Origin of the sequence: uncultured Slackia sp. (assembly GCF_959608125.1) — a bacterium.
Classification (GTDB): Bacteria; Actinomycetota; Coriobacteriia; order Coriobacteriales; family Eggerthellaceae; genus Slackia.
This window is the reverse complement of sequence record NZ_CAUHPG010000012.1, coordinates 37,096-56,409: the sequence shown is the minus strand read 5'-3', so window position 1 is coordinate 56,409 and position 19,314 is coordinate 37,096. Positions and strand designations below refer to the sequence as shown.

The window sequence follows — 19,314 nt, the reverse complement described above, 5'->3', positions numbered from 1 at the left end:
AGCGCATGGTGCCCGACTACATCTCCGAGAAGAAGATGCGCGAGCTTAAGCTGTCCAAGGGCGAAGAGCCCGGTCAGGGCGATTGCTACACCTGCATGGGCTGCCGCAGCTTCCTTACCCCCGATCGCTCCGGCAACGGTTTCGACAACGTGGCCAACGCAGGCAACTACGAGCCTGGCAAGCCGAAGTACTACGGCCGCTTCAACCAGGGCGTCGTAACCATCAACCTGGTCGACGTGGCATGCTCGTCCGGAAAGGACGAAGAGAAGTTCTGGCAGATCTTCGACGAGCGCCTCGAGCTGTGCCATAAGGCCCTGATGTGCCGTCACGACCGCCTGAAGGGCACCTTGTCCGACGCCGCTCCCATCCTGTGGCAGTACGGCGCGCTCGCGCGCCTCGAAAAGGGCGAGCCGATCGATAAGCTGCTCTATGGCGGCTATTCCACCATCTCGCTCGGCTACGCGGGCCTGTACGAGTGCGTCAAATACATGACGGGCAAAAGCCATACCGACGCGGCGGCGACCCCGTTCGCCATGGCGGTCATGCAGCACATGAACGACAAGTGTGCCGAATGGAAAGCCGAAAGCGACATCGACTTCTCGCTCTACGGCACGCCGCTCGAATCCACTACGTACAAGTTCTCGAAATCGCTGCAGCGCCGCTTCGGCCTGATCGAGGGCATCACCGATAAGGGCTATATCACCAATAGCTACCATGTCCACGTCAGCGAGGAAATCGACGCCTTCACGAAGCTGAAGTTCGAAAGCGAATTCCAGCGCCTTTCGCCGGGCGGCGCCATCTCCTACGTCGAGGTGCCCAACATGCAGGACAACCTGCAGGCCGTCATCCGCGTGCTTCAGTACATCTACGACAACATCATGTACGCGGAGCTCAACACGAAGAGCGACTACTGCCAGAAATGCGGATTCGACGGCGAAATCAAAATCGTCGACGACGACAACAAGCTGGTCTGGGAGTGTCCGCACTGCGGAAATCGCGACCAGGACACCCTCAACGTCGCCCGTCGCACCTGTGGCTACATCGGAACGCAGTTCTGGAACCAGGGACGCACCGAAGAGATCCGCGACCGCGTCCTGCATCTGTAATCGACGCCGCCGTCGCGTGGCAGCCTGCGAAGGGCTCGCCGCAACCATACAAGCTCTATAGCGCGCAGAAAGCCACGTCCGGTGGCTTTCTGCGTGTGCGCGGCCACGCCTTGCGACGAATGGGTAGGGCGCAGCCGCGGCTCGAACGCATGTCCGGGCTGTTCTGCAGAAACGTTTGTTCGAAAGAGGTTGAGAAGTGAATTACTCGACGATCAAATACTGCGATATCGCCAACGGGGAAGGAGTTCGCACGACCCTATTCGTCTCCGGCTGCCGCAGGCGCTGCCCATTTTGCTTCAACGAGGAGGCTTGGAGCTTCACCGCCGGCAGGCTTTTCGACGACGAAGCGCGGCAAGCCATCCTCGCAAGCCTCGCGCCCGCGTACATCGACGGTTTGTCTGTGCTCGGCGGCGAGCCGATGGAGCCCGAGAACCAGCATGGGCTCGTTTCGTTCCTCGAAACCGTGAAGGCGCGCTATCCCGAGAAGAACATCTGGTGCTACACGGGCGACACCTACGAGGAGCTGACATCGGGGCCGAAGCGCACCGAGGATACCGACCGCCTGCTCTCCTTCATCGATATTCTCGTCGACGGACCGTTCGTCCAAGACCTCAAGGATATCACGCTGCGCTTTCGCGGCTCATCCAACCAGCGCATCATCGACATGGCCGCGACGCGCGCGACGGGAAAGGTCGTCCTGTGGACCGACGACCCCGTATTCTCGACGCACACGATGAATTAGCAAAGAATTCAGCGTACCTTTTCAACGGGGCGTTTTCAGCCGTCCGCCTTGGAGGGCGCCCGGCCTGTCTCCTCGGTAGAATCACCGTCGACATCGCCTGCGACACGTGGGGGCGCGGTGAAAAACCAGGCGCCTTTCCGCCCGGGCTCGCCGCATGGCCTATAATTCTCGTCATTCACCGAACCGGCTCTAAGGAGGCATCCACCATATGGCGCGCAAGCAAAACTTCATCGTGCGCATCACGAACGAATGGTGGAACCGCTTACTGGGGGCGGTATCCGAAGGCTCGCTGAGCGACCAGGAAGAACAGTACGCATCGCATCGCACCCGCCGCGACTTCGTCTGCACGACGCTTGGCGTGGGGGCATGGGGCATGGTATTCCCGCTTCTCACGATCGTCGTGACTCAGCTCGTCGGCGCCGAGCAGGCGGGCATGTTCTCGATGGCCTTCATCACGGGCCTCGTGCTCATGTTCCTCGGCAACTACGGAGTGCGCACCTTTCAGGTATCCGACCTGAACGAACGCTATTCGTTTTCCGATTACCAGGTCAATCGCGTCGTGACCTGCGTCATCATGCTGTTCATAGGAGCGCTCTATTGCTTCGCGCGCGGTTACGACGGACACATGCTCACCATCTGCATGGGCGTTTACTTCTACAAGATGGTCGACGCCCTTGCAGACGTCTACGAGGGGCGTCTGCAGCAGGCGGACAAAATGTATCTGGCAGGGCTTTCCCAGGCGGTCCGCTCGGTGGCGGTCGTCATCGTCTTCTCGCTCCTGCTCCTGGTCACACGCAATCTCGCCATCGCTTCAGTTGCCATGGCTATCGTATCGCTGCTGTCGTTTTTCGTGCTCACGTTTCCTCTGGCGCTTTTCGAGACGCCTAAATCGCGCCGCTGGAGTCCTGCAGCTGTCGTCGAGCTGCTCAAGCAATGCTTTCCGCTGTTCGTCGCGCTGTTCCTGTTCAATTTGATCGAGAACATGCCGAAGTTCGTCATGGAAGGTATGCTTCCCTACGACAACCAGCTCTATTTCAATGCACTCTATTTCCCCGCGCAGGGCATCCTGCTCACCATCAGCATGATCTATAAGCCGCTGCTGATTCGCCTTGCGGAAGTATGGGCCGACCCCGCACGCCGTAAACGCTTCGACCTGGCCATCCTGGCGATCGTCGCGATCACGTTGGTGTTGACAGGCGGCGTCATGGCCGTCATGGGCTGGATCGGCATTCCGATTATGAGCTTCCTCTACGGCATCGATTTCGAACCGTTCCGCGGCCTTGCTTTCGTCATGATCGCCGCCGGCGGCGTGACGGCCGTGATCGACTTTCTGTACCAGGCGATCACCGTGCTTCGCCGTCAAAAGGACGTCACCAAGCTCTACCTACTCACGTTCGGCTTCTCTATCTTCGTGCCGCTTCTGCTGATCGGGTTCACGGGTCTTGCCGGCGCGGTGCTTTCGTACCTGATCGTGATGTGCATTCTGCTTTCGCTCCTGGTCATGGAATACGTTTCCATCAGGATGGACCTGCGCCGCCGCTTCATGGCCATGCGTGCGGAAGGAGAGGGCGCCCGCGAACGCGCCTCAATGCAGACGCCTTCCGCAGCCGCCACGCAAGAGGTTCCCGTCGCGCAGACGACGGAATACGCCGAAACCGCCGCGCACGCCGGCACAGCGGCCCCGATGGAAACCATGCAGACCGTCCGTTTCGACGGAGCAGACGGCGGCCGCGTCCACGGTGCCGCGCACGACCCGGCCGCAACGGCGGCGATGTCCGCCCCTCGCAACGCTGCGAATGCGCCCGCACATGAAACGACGCGCATCAAAGGGGTCGTTCCCGTGGACGGCAAGCCCGTGGCGAAGCTGTCGGATTCGCGCCAGGCTGCAGCGCGTTCGATAACCCGCATGCAACGCTCCCGCCGCAGCGGTGCGGCTGGCAAGCATGCGGGAAGCCATGCTCACGATACCGAGCGTATGCAGCGCCAAGAGCAGACCCTAGAGACGCGAGAGCGCGAACGCCTTGAGCAGGAACGTGATTTCTTACGCGGCGGTACACAAGACCTGGGCGAAATGCACACCAGACCGCTTCATCAGGATGATGCGAAGCGTCGCCCACGCCCCTAAAACGAACGACGCCCTTCGCAGATTCCGAATCCGCAAAGGGCGTTTTTTTCGCTCCTACGAAAGCTCGAAGTCGGCGAAGCATGGCAAAGCGATCGTCGCTCGTGCGCCGCACTTCGTGTTCTCTAGGACCAAGGTTCCGCCGCAGGCGCGAACACGTTCCGACGCGATGGCAAGACCGAGCCCATGATGTCCATCACGCGTACGCGCGGTATCGTCTCGATAGAAACGTTCAGACGCATGGGCGAGTGCCGCTTCGGAAAACCCCGGGCCCTCGTCTTCGACCGATATCTCAAGACAACCCGCATGCTCGCCCGAATCTCCCACGCTGCACTCTGATTCATAGCGGCAGCGCATCACCACAGGAGATGCGCCGTATTCGAATGCGTTATCAACGAGATTCGATACGGCCTGCACGATATCGGCATCGACCCGAACGAAGGCATCCGCAGGAACGCCGTCAATCGCCGCATCGAAGGAAAACCCTCGCGCGGATGCCAGGGCATTCGCTTCGCGAACGACCTTTTCACAAAGGTCCTGCGCGCACGATATGCGACGATTCCTAGAATGCATGCCGCTCGTCGAGCGCGTGACATCGATGATGCGACCGATGAAGTCTTCCATATCGCAAGCCGCCTCGCCGATAAAGCGCGCGCAAGCCTTCTGCTCTTCGTCGAGATGCGATTCGATCATCAGGTCGGCGTTGCCGCGCACGATAGTGAGCGGAGTCTTCAAATCATGCGCAAGCGACGAGAGCGCCTCGCGCTGCGCCTGCTCGGCCGACCATTGCGCTTCAAGCGATGCCTTGAGGGATTCCCGCATGTCATCAATCGCATCCAACACGTCGTTTGCCTCGCGCACATTACCATGAGCGACCTCGAAATCAAGCTCGCGTTCGCCGATACGATGGGCTGCGTCGACAAGAGGAGAAAGGGCGCGGCGCATCATCTTTGATGCCCGCATTGCAACGAGCGCGACCATCGCCACGAACAGGCAGGCACCGACTGCCAACATGAAACCCTGCGGATCGGGCAGACGGTCGCGCAGCGTCTTCGAAGTGAAATCGGGATTGAAATCGTAAATAAGAACGCATACGGAGCCATCCGCAAGCATCGCGCGTGCCGCATAGACGGGGGAGGCGAACGGCGATGAATAGACAACGGAATCTATGCCCCCATCCTTCAGAAATTCCTCTGCGAAACTTTTGGAGCGCGAATCGAAATCGCCGTCGACAAGCCGGCCTGAATCATCGAAAACGCCCCAGCGGTAACATGAAGGTATGTCGTCGGCGACCGCCGCACCGCGCTCCTCGATAGCACCGACCATCGCATCGCGATTGATGCTCGCGTAATTGCCGGGATGCAACGCGCCCGAATCGACGGCGGCTATAAGAAGCGATACCACCGCACCTGCCACGAACATCGCCCCGAACAGAACGTAGATGAAGTATCTGATAACGAATAAAGAGAACGGGATGCCGCGCCGCCGCTCGTCTCCTCGCTTCCCGAATGCTTTCAGCCGACCCATTTGTATCCAATCCCCCAGATGGTTTCAATCGGAGCGACGCCCGCCGACTTCAGCTTCGCGCGGGCATTGCCTACATGCACGGCCACGGTGGAAACATCGCTTTGTGCATCCCATCCCGCCACGACCTCGAGAATCTGCGCCTTTGAAAACACCTGGCCGGGATGTTTGGCCAAGTGCTCGCATATCGCATATTCCCACTTCGTCAGCTTGATCGGTGCATCGTGCACGTACAGCTGCTTTGCCGCCAAATCGATTCTTATGCCGTCGAAGGCCAGCGCCGCATGGCGCTCCCGCTTCTCACGACGCAGATGGGCGGCCACCTTCGCGCGCAACTCGGCCGCTCCGAAGGGCTTGCGCACGTAATCGTCGGCGCCGACGGAAAGGCCCGTGACCGCATCGTTTTCCTCGCTTTTCGCGGTCAGGAACACGATGGGGCAGTCGACGCGCTCGCGCACGGAAGTTACGAATTCGAAGCCGTCGGTGCCAGGCATCATAACGTCGCACAGAATCAGGTTGAAACGCGCGAAATCGAGCCCGAGCGCCTTGTCGGCGCTTTCTATAGCGACCACTTCGTGTCCATCTTTCTTTAGAATAGCGACGAGCAGGGAAAGGACGGCAGGCTCGTCGTCGATTGCAAGGATCCTTGCCATGTTCGATTCGTTCCTTTCGATAACGCGGCGCGCATGCTGTGCGATGCGCGCCGATCGGCATATTCCCAGGCCTGAACGCTCGTCCCCTTCGCGGTCATCACGAGGAAAGGCTCTGTTTCGTCGAGCATTGTACCGAACGAAACCAATACGACGCGCCGCTCGTCCCCATCGGCATCATGCGCCTTAATCTCGTAGACATAGTTCTCATACGCACCCGTCGCGTCATCGTAGACCTGAAAATAGCTTTGCGCATCGGGCGTTTCCGCGTACAGAACCGTCGGGACGTTCCAGGGCACGATGCGGTCGGCGATACTTTTCGCAAGCCAGGCATCACGGCTTTGCACGATCCACGCCGACCCTGCGATACAGGCGACAACGACCGCAACCGCAATGACGACCGGAACAGCGCTTTTACATCTCGCCATATATCTCACCCCCTATTCTTTCGTTCGGCGCGTGTCTTCGAAGCAAGACACGTACGCCATCCATGCCGCTATGACGATTGCCGTTCCGACCGCGCATAGCGCTATGCTCGCCTGCGTATTCGACGCAAGTGCTTCGAGCATCCCATCCGTCCCGGGAACACGCCCGGCCGCAGCCAAAGGGACCTCAACACTCAGCGACGCAAGGCGCGCAGGCCAAGTGAAAGGAACCGCCATAAGGGCAAGCGGCGCAATCGACGCGCTCAATGTTCCTGTGACCAGGCCGTTTCCGAGTCCGCCGAGCGATGCGAGAGCCACCATGAAACCGAGCGCCCCGATCGTGATGGCAGCATTGCGCCCCCATATCAACGCGACGACGATCGAAATAACGTACAACGCTACGGAGCCGGCCGTCAAAGCGACGAAGGTCAGCGCTACGATTCCCGCCGAAGGAACGGGTTTGCCCGCAAGCATCAAGACTCCGACGAACAAGAACAATGCGGCCAAGCAAGCGAGCGAACCCATTCCGAGCAAAACGACCCCTTTCGCACAAAACGCCTTACGACGCGAAGGGTGACCCGCAAGATTCGCATAATCGCCGGCCTCGCGTTCGGTTTCAAGCGACAACCCGCATGAAATGCCCGCAAGAAGCGATGCGCCGGCACCTAAGAGCTGCACGAACGCATCGTAGGCAAGCAGCGAATCCCACGAAGTCGCCGCGAAATACAGGCCCGCAGCAAGACCGATGGCCGCAGCGAGCGCCGCATGCAACGCCACGAGAGGGGACCGGCGCACACGCAGCAACTCCGAGCGCACCATCGCCATGAAAGCAGTGCGGCGCACGCCTTCGAAACAGTCGATTCTATCGATCATCAACGCACCTCCTGTCGAGCGAACCATGCAGCGCCTGCAACGACAAGCAGCACGCCGAACTCTACGGAAACGGCCAGGGCGGCGAACCACGACGCATCGATGACGCCGTATATCTCGCCCTGCATGAGCGGCACCCCCGACGGCGCCACGCCGGCGTACGGAGAACACAGACGCATAGCGGCAGCCGGAGGCAAAAGCCACCATAAGCTGCTTCCGTACGATGCTATTCCCACGCCGAGCTGCGCCAGAAGCGGCGCGGCGATTCCCGCCAGCGTCCCGAAGCGCGTCGTAAGGAAAAGACCCGCGGGAATCATCCAGAGCGACGAGGCGCTTAAAAGGGCGACCATGCACGCGCTTGCAAGAAGCCCGGCGGCATCGCCCCCGAGCGCGTCGATTGCGACCGAGACCGTTGCTACGACAAGATTGGCCGCCACGACCAGGACGAATGCATACGCCGTCTTCGCGCCCCATGCGCAACGGAGGCTTACGGGCGCGCTCATAACACCGTGGAATTTCTGACGTGCGTCGATGCCCGTCACGCCCGCCGCTATAAGCGCCACGGCCACTGGCAGCAGCAGCGTATACCACCAGCACCAGCCGTATGTGTTGAAGCCGACCCCGCCCGGACCATGGCCTTGAGTAACGAGTCCTGAGCTCATCAAGCCCAAAACGCAAAGGGGAAGCGGGGCGAGGAGGGCGACCCTGCGTGCGCCCGCGCGTTTGCCCTTTACCATCTCCGCCGAAAACGCCGTACGAAACCCGCCCAACGAGCGAGGCACCGCACGTGCGGCGGGAAAAACGACCTTCATCGCGCACCTCCCTGCATGGCATCGAATCCAGGACGCGCGCCTTTGCGGCACACATCCATGAACAGCTTCTCCAAATCCACTCCTTCTTCGATCTCGCCCTCGAACGCCAGCGAGCCGTCCACGATGATGCCGACGCGATCGGCCACGTGGGCTACCTCGGTGAGGATGTGGCTCGAAATGACCACGGTGATGCCGGCCTGCACGAACGCGCGGATCTGCGCGCGCAATTCCTCGATGCCGATGGGGTCGAGTCCGTTGGCCGGCTCGTCGAGCACGAGCAGCTTCGGCCGCGCAAGCAAGGCGAGCGCGATGCCGAGACGCTGCTTCATGCCGAGCGAGAAGCTTCCTGCACGTTTGCTTCCCGTACCGGTCAGGCCGACCGTCTCCAGCACTTCACCGATACGCGATTCGTCGGCGCCGACAAGCGCCGCACGCACTTTAAGGTTCTCGCGAGCGGTCAAATTAGGATAAAGCGGCGGAGTTTCGATCAGCGACCCGATATCGTACAGGTCGTTTCGACGCCACCGATGCCCGTCGAAGACGATTTCGCCCGATGTAGGGTGCAGCATGCCGGTCACCATCTTGAGCAGGGTTGATTTTCCCGCACCGTTGGGACCGAGCAATCCGTAGACGCGACCTGCTTCCACATGCATATCCACAGCATTGACCGCAGTCTGTACGTGTCCGCCGCGCCCGAACGTCTTCGTAAGCGCCCGTGTTTCTAAAAGGCATTCCATGCCTGACTCCTTTCGATTCCGTCTTCCTCGATTTCTTCGCTACAACCAGCATGAACGGCGTTTCTAAAGAAACTTGAAAGACGGAAAAGAAATCGCGCGAAAAAGCTAGCACCCTTCACTCGAACATCAGGCGTCCGAATACGCAGCGAGGCCTCCGGCATGCCGGAGGCCTCGCTTTCAAAACATTCCTTTATCGGTTGAATCGCTTACTCGTCCTGCTTCTTATCCACGTCGTCATGGAAAAGCAGGTCGAAGGCGTAACGCATGATGCTCGAACGGCGAATGATGCCGACGAGCCTACCGTGCTCGTCGATCACAGGAAGCTTTTTGAACTTCTTCTTCGCCAGCGTATCGGCCACGCGGCCGACGCTCCGACTCTCGGTCACGCACAGCACCTTACGCGCAGCGAGTTCCATCACGTTACGATCCTTGAGGGAGAGGACCTTCTGTTCGATGGACTCGTCGTCGTAATACAGCATGGTAGGCGCGCCGCCCGAGAAAATCGAGCGCGTCTTATGCTCGGCGATGGCGCGCATGATGTCGCCGTCGCTGATGAATCCCACGACGCGATTACCCTCGTCGACCACTGGCAGACTGCTCACGCCGAGGCCGATGAGACTTTTCGTGACGTCCTTGAGCGTGTCCTGGGCAGAGCACGAATACGCATCGCGCTCCATGATAGATCCGACCGTTACCGTGTCCATGACCCTATGCCTCCTTTTTCTTCGAACGGACCTTCACGATGGCGAACACAAGCGTCACCGCACCGACGAGCGCACAAACGCCGTAGGCGGCCTGAACGCCCAGGGCCGTCGACTCGACCAGGCCGCTTGAAGCGTTCGCTGAGGTCACCATGGTCATGACGGTCACGATGAGCGCCGTGCTGATCGCACCGCCGACCTGACGACCCGTATTGCTGATCGCGTTGCCGTGCGCGATCATGTCGTTGGAAAGGGCGTTGATGCCCCATGTGTTCGCGGGCATGTTCGCCATGGTCTGACCTGCGGCCATGCACGTGCACAGCACGGCGGCCACGAGCAGGGTGGTATCGGAACCGATGCGCGAGAAGCCGAAGAGCGCGGCACTCATCAACGCAAGGCCGCCAACGGTAATCCAACGGGGTCCGAACTTATCGAAGATCACGCCGGAAAGCGGGCTGATGATGATGCCGACGGCGGCGGCGGGCATCATGACCATGCCCGTCTCGAGCGCGCTTGCCCCCAGGACGTTCTGCAAGAAGATGGGCAGCGTGACGTTGGTCACGGCTGCGGCGCAATTGATCAGGGTGACGATGATGGCCGAAGATGCGAAGATGTCGGACTTCAGCGTGGCAAGCTGCAGCAGGGGCTCGTCGAGCTTATTCTGGCGACGAACGAAAAGCACGAGACACACGGCTCCGACGGCAATGACGGCAATGACGATGGGGTTGGTCCAACCCAGGCTCGAAGCGCTCGAGAAGCCGTAGAGCAAGCCGCCGAACGCGACGGTGGAAAGCAGAACGGACGGCATGTCGAGACGGGGATTCTTCAGCTCGCCGACGTTGCTGAGCAGGAAGATGCTCGCGATCAGCACGATCAATCCCAGCGGAGCGATCGACCAGAACATCGCGCGCCAACCCATAGAGTCGATGATCATGCCTGCGACCACGGGGCCTGCGGCAGGAGCGACCGACATCACGATGCCGGCCATGCCCATAGCAGTGCCTCGCTTCTCAGGCGGGAAGATCAGCATGGGGACCACGGCGACCAGGGGCATCTGCACGCCGGCGCCGGCCGCCTGCAGGATGCGACCTGCGATCAGCAGCTCGAAATTCGGAGCCATCGCACAAAGCACGGTGCCAGCGATGAACACGCCCATCGACGCGAAGAACAGCTTGCGCGTGGGGAACTTGTCGATCAGGTAGGCCGAAATGGGAACCATGATGCCGTTGACCAGCATGTAGATACTGGTCACCCACTGAGCGGTGCCTGCATTGACCTGGAAGGTCTCCATCAGGCCCGGCAGGGCGGGGGCGAGGACGGTCTGGTTCAGAATAGCAAGGAAAGCGCCCGCGATGACGACGCCGACAACCATGATTTCATGACGCGTCGCCTTACGGACGTCGTTCGAAGCAGAGGTAGAGCTCAAAAGAAAAATCCTTTCCGAAAACGAAAGAGTACAAAACGAGACATGAGCGACAGAATGTCGCTGCAGGCTTTTCAGGTTGTATCGTGTTTCGAAAAGGGGCTTAAATGAGCATAGCCGAAAGACTCGTGGCGTCAGACGCGACGAAAACGGCTTCGCTCGATGCGAAGTCGTTCAAAAGTCGTGCATGTCGATAGATTTTCACCACGGAAGAAAACATGTCGGATACCTTACCCATGGGTCTAGGAACGGTCAACTAAGGGCCGAAAGGCTCCACAGTATCGGCACGCCGAGGGGGATGCAAGCGAAAAAGAAAATGCTGCATCTTTTTTGCAGTTGACGGTCTTTTCCATGGCGCGACCGCCCTTCACGCACAGCGAAATGCCTGGTCGCTTCGTGCGAGACCGCTTCAAAAGAGCTGCGGCGATGCGAAAGCGATGCTTTTCCGTCCCAAAAAGACCGCCAACTGCACTTTTCATGCAGGAAATGCGGTTTTCGCCGCGCCTCGATACGAAGTACCCCGATAAAGCATCCGAACGAAGTACGGCGGGGGTGCTAAAGGATCAGTTCGTAGGCGGCGCGGCGACGCTTACGACCCAGGCTGTTTTTCAGCACGATCGAACCGCACGAATGGAATCCGTAGCGCTCGAGCAGATGACGAATGGGGGCGTTTTGCTCGTAGACGTCGGCTCGCACGCATGCCTTACCGGCTTCTTTCGCCATACGCTCGGCCTCGCCCAGAATGAACATGCCGACGCCGCTGTGTCGAGCCTCAGGGACAACCGTCACCCAATGAAGCGCCGCGTATTCGCTGCGGCCCTCGATGCGCATATCGCTGAAATCGGTCCAAACGGCGCCTTCGGAATGCGCATACGCCGCATCGCCGTTCATATCAAGCGAGAACACGCCGATGACACGACGACCGCGAGCATCGACGGCCACCGAGTCGATGACGGAAGCATCCTCGGCTCCTGCATCGGCCTTGGCCGCGTCTGCATCCATGGTCACCACATAGGCGTCGCCGCGGTCGATCGCACGCATGATGCGACGTTCGGAGGGGTATTTTTTATCTCCCTGCTCGGATATTCCCAGCTCGGCCATCGCGCGATGACCCGTTTCAAGAGCTGAAGAGAACGCGTTGAAATCTTCGCTGGTAGCACGACGGGCTTCGTAGTAGCCGAGCCTCGACGCGCTGCCCTGGAAAAGGGGGACGTCGCGCAGCGAGCCGGAGAAGCGGTCATGCTCCTGCGGCTCTTCTTTCTGCGTGGTCAGAACGACCATCGTCAGGATGAGAGCGGCGCCGGCGATGTCGAAAACGCCGATCGGGGTATGCAGCCACACCGCCGAAATGACGATGGCGGACACGGGCTCGAGGCATCCAACCAGGCCGGCACGCATAGAACCTGCGTCGTTGACGCCCTGCAGATAGAACAGATATGCGGCGAACGTCCCGATGACCACCATGACCGCGACGATCAAGACGACCTCGGGAGTAACCGCCACGTCGAGCTTCCAAGGCTGCAAGATCACGGCCGAAGAAACCGCGGCGGTCGACATGGCGATCCCCGTCACGATGAAGCTGCCCCATTTAGCAAGCGGCTTCACCGGCATAAGCGTATAGCACGCCATGGCCACGGCCGTCATCAATCCCCAGAACAGGCCCTGGGGAGGAATGGCAAGCGCGCCGAAATTGCCGTGCGTGGCGATAAGGAATACGCCGGCAAGCGCGAGCACCACGCCTACGGCCTCGCGTAGACGAGGCAGCCTGCGTACGGTCGCGCAGATATAGAACAAAATGATGACCAGACCGAGCCTCTCGAGCACCGTGCCCGTTCCCGCATTGGTATAAGAGATGCACGTGATGTAGCTGAATTGCGTGAGCAGCACGCCAAAAAGCCCGAATATCATGATATGCACCAGCGAACGCGTATCGCGCAGGGCGGCACGGAAGCTTCGCCAGTTCTTGCCAAGGCACACTGCCAAAAACAGCAGGGCGCCGGCGCACATGCGCACCGTGATCAGCCATGCGACGGGAATGCCGTATTCGCTTGTAAGCAGCTGGGCACACGTTCCCGAAAAGCCCCAGCAGCATGCACCGATGGCGGTGAGCAGGATTCCACGAGCTACATGGCTTTTCGGAGCATTCGACGTCGTCATAACATGGGGCCTTTCAACGGGGTAAAGCACAGGGAAGCCCCCGCCGAAACGAGGGCTTCCAGGATTATTGCAACAGCGAAGACGACTTGCAAGCGTTGCGGGCGCGCTGCGAAACGGCGCGTCGCGAGAAATCGCACAAGCGGCAGGGGCGGGGGGATAGCAAGGGAACCGGCATCACCCCGAAACGGCTGCGCCCGCGCAATCGAATCTAGCAATAACGCCTGATGGTATCCGCGAGAAGGATATCGAGACGTGCTACGTCGCTCTGGTCGTACGATATGGTCGTGTAGGATTCGTCCATTCCCATGGATTCAGAAAGCATGCTGGCGAAACCCCGCACGCGACGGTCGATCTGCAGCGTCGCGCGGACGCCCGCATCGCTCAGAAGAAAGACCGCCTCGACCTCGTCGAGTTTGCCGTGGAATTCGCCGGCGAACGTCTTGAATTCGAACTCCTGGACGAAAGGCAAGCCATTGCCCGCATTGCGGAAGTCGGTCTTTGCGCAATCGACCTGATAAAGACGCAGGCCAAGACGCTGGGCCGCCGCGATGAAAGCATCGACCAAGGGATGCGCTCTTACCTCGAGCGGATCGCGGTCCTGCGGGTCGACGGCCGATTTGATGTCGAGGCCCGTCTGCACCCATACCTGGCTTTTGCCGGCAGACACCGGCGTATTAAGCGGAACGGGAATCGAAAACGACATGACGAGTTCTTGGTTCGCCTGCACGGAAAACTTATCGGTCAAGCGGATGCAATTGAGGTCGGCCGTGCGCCTGACCTTGGCGTCATCGACTTCCACCTCGTAGCTTGCCATGAGGGAAAGATAGATCGTTTCGATTTCCTGCGGCGCATTGCCACCGTAAACGCGCACTTCGCCGGCAACCGACCCTCCAGGAACGCAAACCGTGTCGGACAAAACGGTATCGACTCGGGCGCTGCCGATGCCGATCGACTGAAGCAGCTTATTGAACATGCGAATCCTCCATTCGTAGAACCATGCGAACATCGCTCGCGTGTTCTTTTCAGAATAACGCATGGCACATACCGTTTTCGAGTCGGCTGTGATCCGACACCGAACCGCAGCCGACAATATCGACGAACGACCGAATGTATGCCCTTCGCTACTTCGATGCGTACGCGTCCGAGATAGGATTGCGTCGATACACGACAGAAGGCGGATTCGTGCCGCTTTCGCATGCAGGAATCGACCGGATTCCGTAAGGCGATGCAGCAACGGCCGTCCGAGCACGAATCGACCGTGCAGACTATCCGAAATGGAGAGAGACATGAACATGAAGAAAACGCTTCCGCTGATGCTTTCGGCTATTCTGTTGGCAGGCTGTTCAGCGCCCGTGGGGGAGACCGGCAGCGCAGCGGGAACCTATGTGCAAACGACCGCCGACGAGGCGATCGAAATGATGCAGACCGAACAGGATTACGTCATTCTGGACGTTCGCACGCCCGAGGAGTTCGCCGAGAAGCACATTCCCGGTGCGATCAACGTTCCTAATGAGACCATCGGCAAGGAGGAAATCGCCGAACTGCCCGATAAAAACCAGGCCATCTTCGTGTATTGCCGCAGCGGCAACCGAAGCAAGCAGGCGTCCGAAAAACTCGTCGCCCTGGGATACACCGACGTCATCGAGTTCGGCGGCATCAACTCCTGGACGGGGGAGACCGTTTCGGAAAGGTAGAGCCATACGATTCACGCGAGCTTGACGGCTGCCCGATGAACATTCTTCTTCCCTGGCAGCCTGCTTTGTTGTACAATTGCCTGTGGATGGTCCTAGGATTATCCACCATCTGTATGCCCCTGATGCTTTGCGTTGGGGGCTTTTCTTTTGCCCGCATCAAGCCAGTATCCACGAAGGTCGCGGTAACGACCTATCTAATTCTTCCTGCCGAACGGGCGTCGAGCCAGACACGCGCTGTCGATGCCTTGTCGCGTTTTGGACTGTTTTATTCCGTAACTTTACATAAGACATATTATCATAGATGTATTTTCGAACAAAAAGCGAACAGATATAAAAGTACATCTGTTCGCTTTTCTAAATAATACCCGATGGATAGCGCCTATGCTCCGATTCCGTATTGCGGAGACTTGCGCATATGCAGTATCGGATACGGCCTTCCGGCATCATCGCGAGACGACCTCGACACGACCCTGAATCCCTTCTTCGAATAGAATTCGATCGCATTCGGATTTCCCTCGTTCACGTCGATGAACTCGACCGGCGCATCAGCGATCACGCGATCCATAAGCGCGCTGCCGTATCCGGTTCCGCGCAGCGCCGCCTCGACGAAAAGCGCCTCGATCCTGACACCCGAGACGCCGGCGAATCCAGCCGCATGCCCCGTATCGGTTCGTGCGATATAAAGCGTCTCGATATCGCGAATGCAATTACGAACCTCGGGCTCGATGGCGTCGATGTCGCCTTCGCTCAAAAACCAGTGGCTTGCCGTCACCGATCGCCTCCAGAGCGAGGCAAGTTCTTCGATCAATTCGTCGGTTCGTTCGCTTTTTCGCACCTCTTCAATCATTTTCATGAGCTATTCCCCTTCAAGCTCGTTCTTGCACCCATCTGACCTGGGCTTTTACAAATGAAGCCCTGAGAGCCGTTCTAAGGCCCCATTGTAGTGTTTTATGGGTAAAGTATCACGGAAAATAATCGATTCGTTGATTCAAATACGCATCGGATACGTCGGAAAAGGAAAACAACCCTCGAATAAAAGAAAAGCCGCGTGCAGCCGGAAAATCCGATCAACACGCGGCTTGACGCACTGGCGATACGCGCAATCCTAGAACATTGCGCCCGACGTGCCCACGGTACCTTCAAGCAGCGCAGGCGCCAAAAATGCAGCCGTCAGAGCATTGGCTATGAATGCGACCAGGCTCAGCACGACGCCGATCTTGGCAAGCTTCATAGCATCGCACGCATAAACGTCATCGGCGTTGACCATGACGAGCTTGCGAGCGCCCGTCAGAGCGACGAAGCCGATGATGAAGGCGACGATGTCGAGCAATGCGCCGAACACAATCAAGCTGATGCCCGCGCAAACGATGCTCACGATGCCGAGCGTGCGGCATTTCTTTGCGTCCATTGATTTCTCCCTCGAGACGTTTTTGCGCATCGATTCGACGCGCTCGTGCATAATGAAATTAACTATATAGTATCTGAGCGTAAATCCGTTCGAAGTTTCGCACGACAAGGCGTTCTCGAGACGTTACGAATCGAACGTTTTCACCATCCGAATCTTTGTTCGTATATACTACAAAGAAAATCGAACGGATATTCGTACTTGATATGCGAGGAAATACGATGCATTTCGATGGAAAAGACCAGCACCGTCCTTGGCCCGGCCCTGCCGTGCTTCTGGTCGACCTGGATGCCTTTTTCGCCTCGGTCGAACAGCTCGACCATCCTGCATGGCGCGGAAAGCCCGTCATCGTCGGCGGCGATCCCGACAAACGCGGCGTCGTCTCGACGGCAAGCTACGAAGCGCGCGCTTTCGGTGTCCGCAGCGCCATGCCTTCGGCCACCGCAAAGCAGCTCTGCCCGCATGCCATCTGGACGCATGGCCACTTCGACCGCTACAAAGCCATGTCACGCTCCATCATGAGAATCCTTCTTGATGAAAGCCCTCTGTTGCAGCAGGTCAGCATCGACGAAGCGTTCCTCGATGTTTCGCCGAACGAAGTGAACACGGAGCATCCCGTCGCCATCGCCCGGCGGATCCAGAATCGCGTAGCCGAGCTCGGGGTCACCTGCTCCATCGGCGTCGGCACGAGCAAAACCATCGCCAAAATCGCCAGCGATATGGACAAGCCGCAAGGCCTTACCGTCGTTTACCCAGGTAGAGAGCACGATTTCCTCTCCCCTTTACCCGTCAGAACGATGTCGGGCGTCGGAGCGAGAGCCGAAGAAACGCTGCGCAAGCACGGCGTCTTCACCCTTGGAGACATGGCCGCGGCACCCGACCGGCTGCTGAAATCGATCTGGGGCAAAAACGCCGACATGATGCGTAACCGCTGCCTGGGACTCGATATGACGCCCGTAAGCGCCGATAGCGACCCGGTAAAGTCGGTCTCAAGCGAAATGACCGCTTCGAACGACTTGCGCACCTTCGAGGCCATCGCCGCCGCAGTCGACACCATGGCGGCGAAAGTGGCCCGACGCCTTCGAAAGAAAGACCTGGCAGGACGCACGGTAGCGCTGCGCATGCGCTATTCGGACCGCAGCGTCCGCAGCGTCCAGCGCAAACTCCCCCGCCCCGAAGACAACGAATATGCGTTCATTCCCCTGCTCCATGAAATGATCGAGGAACTATGGAAGCCGGGCATGGCGGTTCGCCTTGTCGGCGTGGCGGTGACGGGCTTCGAAGAAAGCGACCATGTGCAGGAATCCCTCTTCGACAGCGGCGATTTCGCCACGGAAGACAAGGACCGACACCCTCATGCGGAAGCGAAACCTCCCTCGATCGATGCAGAACACGGCCGCAAGCTTTCACGCGCGACCGACATCGTCAAAGACCGTTTCGGCGAATCGGCCGTGTTCTACGGGCGTGAGCTGCAGGTCAAAAACAACACCACCGGAACGGCTGCGAAAAACCCCGCCGACTACTAAAACTTACACCCGAAGCCCAAGGTAACGGCATGCAAATTACCTGGCCAAATCGAGAAAGCCCTGCATTCGCTCAAGGAGTGCAGGGCTTTCGTCATGAACAAGATAAACAGCGCGCTAGTTGAATTTGAACACGCGCTGCGCGATATGATAAGCCGAAAGAGCGAAACGACGGCCCATCTCGGTGGGGATGTTGCTTCCCCAGTTCAGCACGGTATGACGAATGCGCTTGTACAGAACGGGGTTCGCGTCCTCCAAGTACTTCCAGATGGCGGCGCGGTCGCGCTCGTTATCGTCGGTCTTTTCGAGGCGCAGGAATACCGAGCAGATGCACATCATCATGGACAGGTAATTCTCCATGTAGCGCTCGAGCTTCTTGGACTCGACATCATCCGGCAGATAGACCGAGTCGATCATGATGCGCGTCACGCGAAGCTGCTGGTCACGACGCGAATACATGACCTTTTCGTTGACGCTTTGGTCCTCGCGGCCGATGAAATAGCGATACATGTCCACATCGAGGTAGTAAATCGTCTTGACGTGCGGCAGGGGCACGTAGACGAAGATGTTGTCGACATAGAACGTATGCTCGGGCAGCTTGAGCCCGCAATCGCGCAAAAGTTCGGTGCGATAGATCACCGAGTGCATGAGCAGGTACTGCGACTGGTTGAAGTGACCCGTTTCATCCCAGGTGAATTCGCGGCCCTCGGGAAACACATTACGGTAGCGCATCACCGTGCGCGTGCCCTCGTGAACTTTTTCATACACGTAATTCGCAATAATAAGATCGGTCGAGTCCTTCAGTTCGCACTGCCTGCGCAGATAAGCCATAACGTCGCGCATGGCGTCCCCATCGAGCCAGTCGTCGGAATCGACCACCTTGAAATAGCGACCCGTCGCATTGGCGAGACCGGCATTCACCGCGGCGCCGTGGCCGCCGTTTTCCTGATGAATCGCAACGATCGTATCGGGATAGCGACGCTGCCACTCATCGGCCTTTTCCGCAGTGTCGTCCTTCGTCGAGCCATCGTCGACGATAATGATTTCGATGTCGCCGCGATCGCCGAAATCGCACGCAAGGATGGACTCGATGCACTTATCCATATAGGCAGCGGAGTTGTAGCACGGAATGGCGAATGAAACGGTTTTCATGCCTGAAAGCCCCTTTTGATTCGTTCTAAGACGGCATCGCCGTCGAAATGATTGAATACAACCTGATTATTATACGTAGAGGCGCGTATTGCCTTTACCAACGAGACTGGACAACCATACGAAATTCAGCATTCGATCTTTCCTCTGCATGCTTTGAGAGCTTTCGGGCGCAATATCCATCCGACAAAAACGGCAACGATGCAACAACGGCGATGCCGCACAGCCGAAAATGAACGGCGCTCCCTCGTTATCACGAATAGAACGTACGCGC

The 19,314-nt window shown here is 58.7% G+C and carries 18 protein-coding genes; 5 read left to right on the top strand and 13 right to left on the bottom strand.

All coding sequences use genetic code 11. From position 1 onward, the window contains the following. The 3 genes from nrdD to Q6E04_RS05335 form a co-directional block, all read left to right on the top strand. Positions 1-1,106 (top strand): anaerobic ribonucleoside-triphosphate reductase (gene nrdD / locus Q6E04_RS05345; RefSeq protein WP_303249774.1); only part of this gene is annotated, 1,106 nt, incomplete at its 5' end. Between the two features lie 196 nt (positions 1,107-1,302). After that, the gene (gene nrdG, locus Q6E04_RS05340; protein ID WP_303249773.1) at positions 1,303-1,848 is read left to right on the top strand and encodes an anaerobic ribonucleoside-triphosphate reductase activating protein; all 546 of its coding nucleotides are present in this window, start codon (positions 1,303-1,305) and stop codon (positions 1,846-1,848) included. Positions 1,849-2,056: 208 nt separating this feature from the next. Beyond that, positions 2,057-3,973, top strand: coding sequence for a lipopolysaccharide biosynthesis protein (locus Q6E04_RS05335; RefSeq protein ID WP_303249772.1), 1,917 nt, complete (start codon positions 2,057-2,059; stop codon positions 3,971-3,973). Positions 3,974-4,027: 54 nt separating this feature from the next. Here Q6E04_RS05335 and Q6E04_RS05330 read toward each other — a convergent pair whose 3' ends face one another. From Q6E04_RS05330 to Q6E04_RS05285, 10 genes are all read right to left on the bottom strand, one after another. Then, positions 4,028-5,497, bottom strand: a complete 1,470-nt coding sequence (locus tag Q6E04_RS05330) for a sensor histidine kinase KdpD (protein WP_303249771.1) — start codon at positions 5,495-5,497, stop codon at positions 4,028-4,030. Next, positions 5,485-6,147 carry a response regulator transcription factor gene (locus Q6E04_RS05325; protein WP_303249770.1) on the bottom strand — a complete coding sequence of 221 codons (663 nt, stop codon included), beginning with the start codon at positions 6,145-6,147 and terminating at the stop codon, positions 5,485-5,487. The genes Q6E04_RS05330 and Q6E04_RS05325 overlap by 13 nt, the downstream gene beginning before the upstream one ends. Beyond that, positions 6,084-6,581, bottom strand: coding sequence for a hypothetical protein (locus tag Q6E04_RS05320; protein WP_303249769.1), 498 nt, complete (start codon positions 6,579-6,581; stop codon positions 6,084-6,086). The genes Q6E04_RS05325 and Q6E04_RS05320 overlap by 64 nt, the downstream gene beginning before the upstream one ends. A gap of 3 nt (positions 6,582-6,584) precedes the next feature. Further along, a complete protein-coding gene (locus Q6E04_RS05315) occupies positions 6,585-7,442 on the bottom strand; it encodes an ABC transporter permease (protein WP_303249768.1) in 858 nt (285 codons plus the stop codon). After that, complete coding sequence (locus tag Q6E04_RS05310; RefSeq protein ID WP_303249767.1) at positions 7,442-8,251, bottom strand: hypothetical protein; 810 nt, start codon at positions 8,249-8,251, stop codon at positions 7,442-7,444. Before Q6E04_RS05310 ends, Q6E04_RS05315 begins: the two co-directional genes overlap by 1 nt. Then, positions 8,248-8,988: a lantibiotic protection ABC transporter ATP-binding protein gene (locus Q6E04_RS05305; RefSeq protein WP_303249766.1), complete on the bottom strand. Its 741-nt coding sequence runs from the start codon at positions 8,986-8,988 to the stop codon at positions 8,248-8,250. Before Q6E04_RS05305 ends, Q6E04_RS05310 begins: the two co-directional genes overlap by 4 nt. A gap of 206 nt (positions 8,989-9,194) precedes the next feature. Continuing rightward, positions 9,195-9,692 carry an HPP family protein gene (locus tag Q6E04_RS05300; protein WP_303249765.1) on the bottom strand — a complete coding sequence of 166 codons (498 nt, stop codon included), beginning with the start codon at positions 9,690-9,692 and terminating at the stop codon, positions 9,195-9,197. A gap of 4 nt (positions 9,693-9,696) precedes the next feature. After that, positions 9,697-11,115, bottom strand: a complete 1,419-nt coding sequence (locus Q6E04_RS05295; RefSeq protein WP_303249764.1) for an MDR family MFS transporter — start codon at positions 11,113-11,115, stop codon at positions 9,697-9,699. 552 nt (positions 11,116-11,667) lie between these two features. After that, entirely contained in the window at positions 11,668-13,269 is a 1,602-nt protein-coding gene (locus tag Q6E04_RS05290) for a GNAT family N-acetyltransferase (RefSeq protein WP_303249763.1), read from the bottom strand. A 208-nt stretch (positions 13,270-13,477) separates the two neighbouring features. Beyond that, positions 13,478-14,242: a sporulation protein gene (locus tag Q6E04_RS05285; protein ID WP_303249762.1), complete on the bottom strand. Its 765-nt coding sequence runs from the start codon at positions 14,240-14,242 to the stop codon at positions 13,478-13,480. A 313-nt stretch (positions 14,243-14,555) separates the two neighbouring features. Here Q6E04_RS05285 and Q6E04_RS05280 point away from each other — a divergent pair, with 313 nt between their 5' ends. After that, positions 14,556-14,963 carry a rhodanese-like domain-containing protein gene (locus tag Q6E04_RS05280; RefSeq protein WP_303249761.1) on the top strand — a complete coding sequence of 136 codons (408 nt, stop codon included), beginning with the start codon at positions 14,556-14,558 and terminating at the stop codon, positions 14,961-14,963. 379 nt (positions 14,964-15,342) lie between these two features. Here the strand turns inward: Q6E04_RS05280 and Q6E04_RS05275 are convergent, their stop codons facing one another. Continuing rightward, complete coding sequence (locus tag Q6E04_RS05275; RefSeq protein ID WP_303249760.1) at positions 15,343-15,816, bottom strand: GNAT family N-acetyltransferase; 474 nt, start codon at positions 15,814-15,816, stop codon at positions 15,343-15,345. 252 nt (positions 15,817-16,068) lie between these two features. Further along, positions 16,069-16,371, bottom strand: a complete 303-nt coding sequence (locus Q6E04_RS05270; RefSeq protein ID WP_303249759.1) for a hypothetical protein — start codon at positions 16,369-16,371, stop codon at positions 16,069-16,071. Between the two features lie 218 nt (positions 16,372-16,589). On the opposite strand from Q6E04_RS05270, the gene dinB reads away from it, so the two are divergent. Beyond that, positions 16,590-17,894, top strand: a complete 1,305-nt coding sequence (dinB, locus tag Q6E04_RS05265) for a DNA polymerase IV (protein WP_303249758.1) — start codon at positions 16,590-16,592, stop codon at positions 17,892-17,894. Positions 17,895-18,008: 114 nt separating this feature from the next. Here dinB and Q6E04_RS05260 read toward each other — a convergent pair whose 3' ends face one another. Beyond that, a complete protein-coding gene (locus tag Q6E04_RS05260; RefSeq protein ID WP_303249757.1) occupies positions 18,009-19,043 on the bottom strand; it encodes a glycosyltransferase family 2 protein in 1,035 nt (344 codons plus the stop codon). Positions 19,044-19,314: the final 271 nt, after the last annotated feature.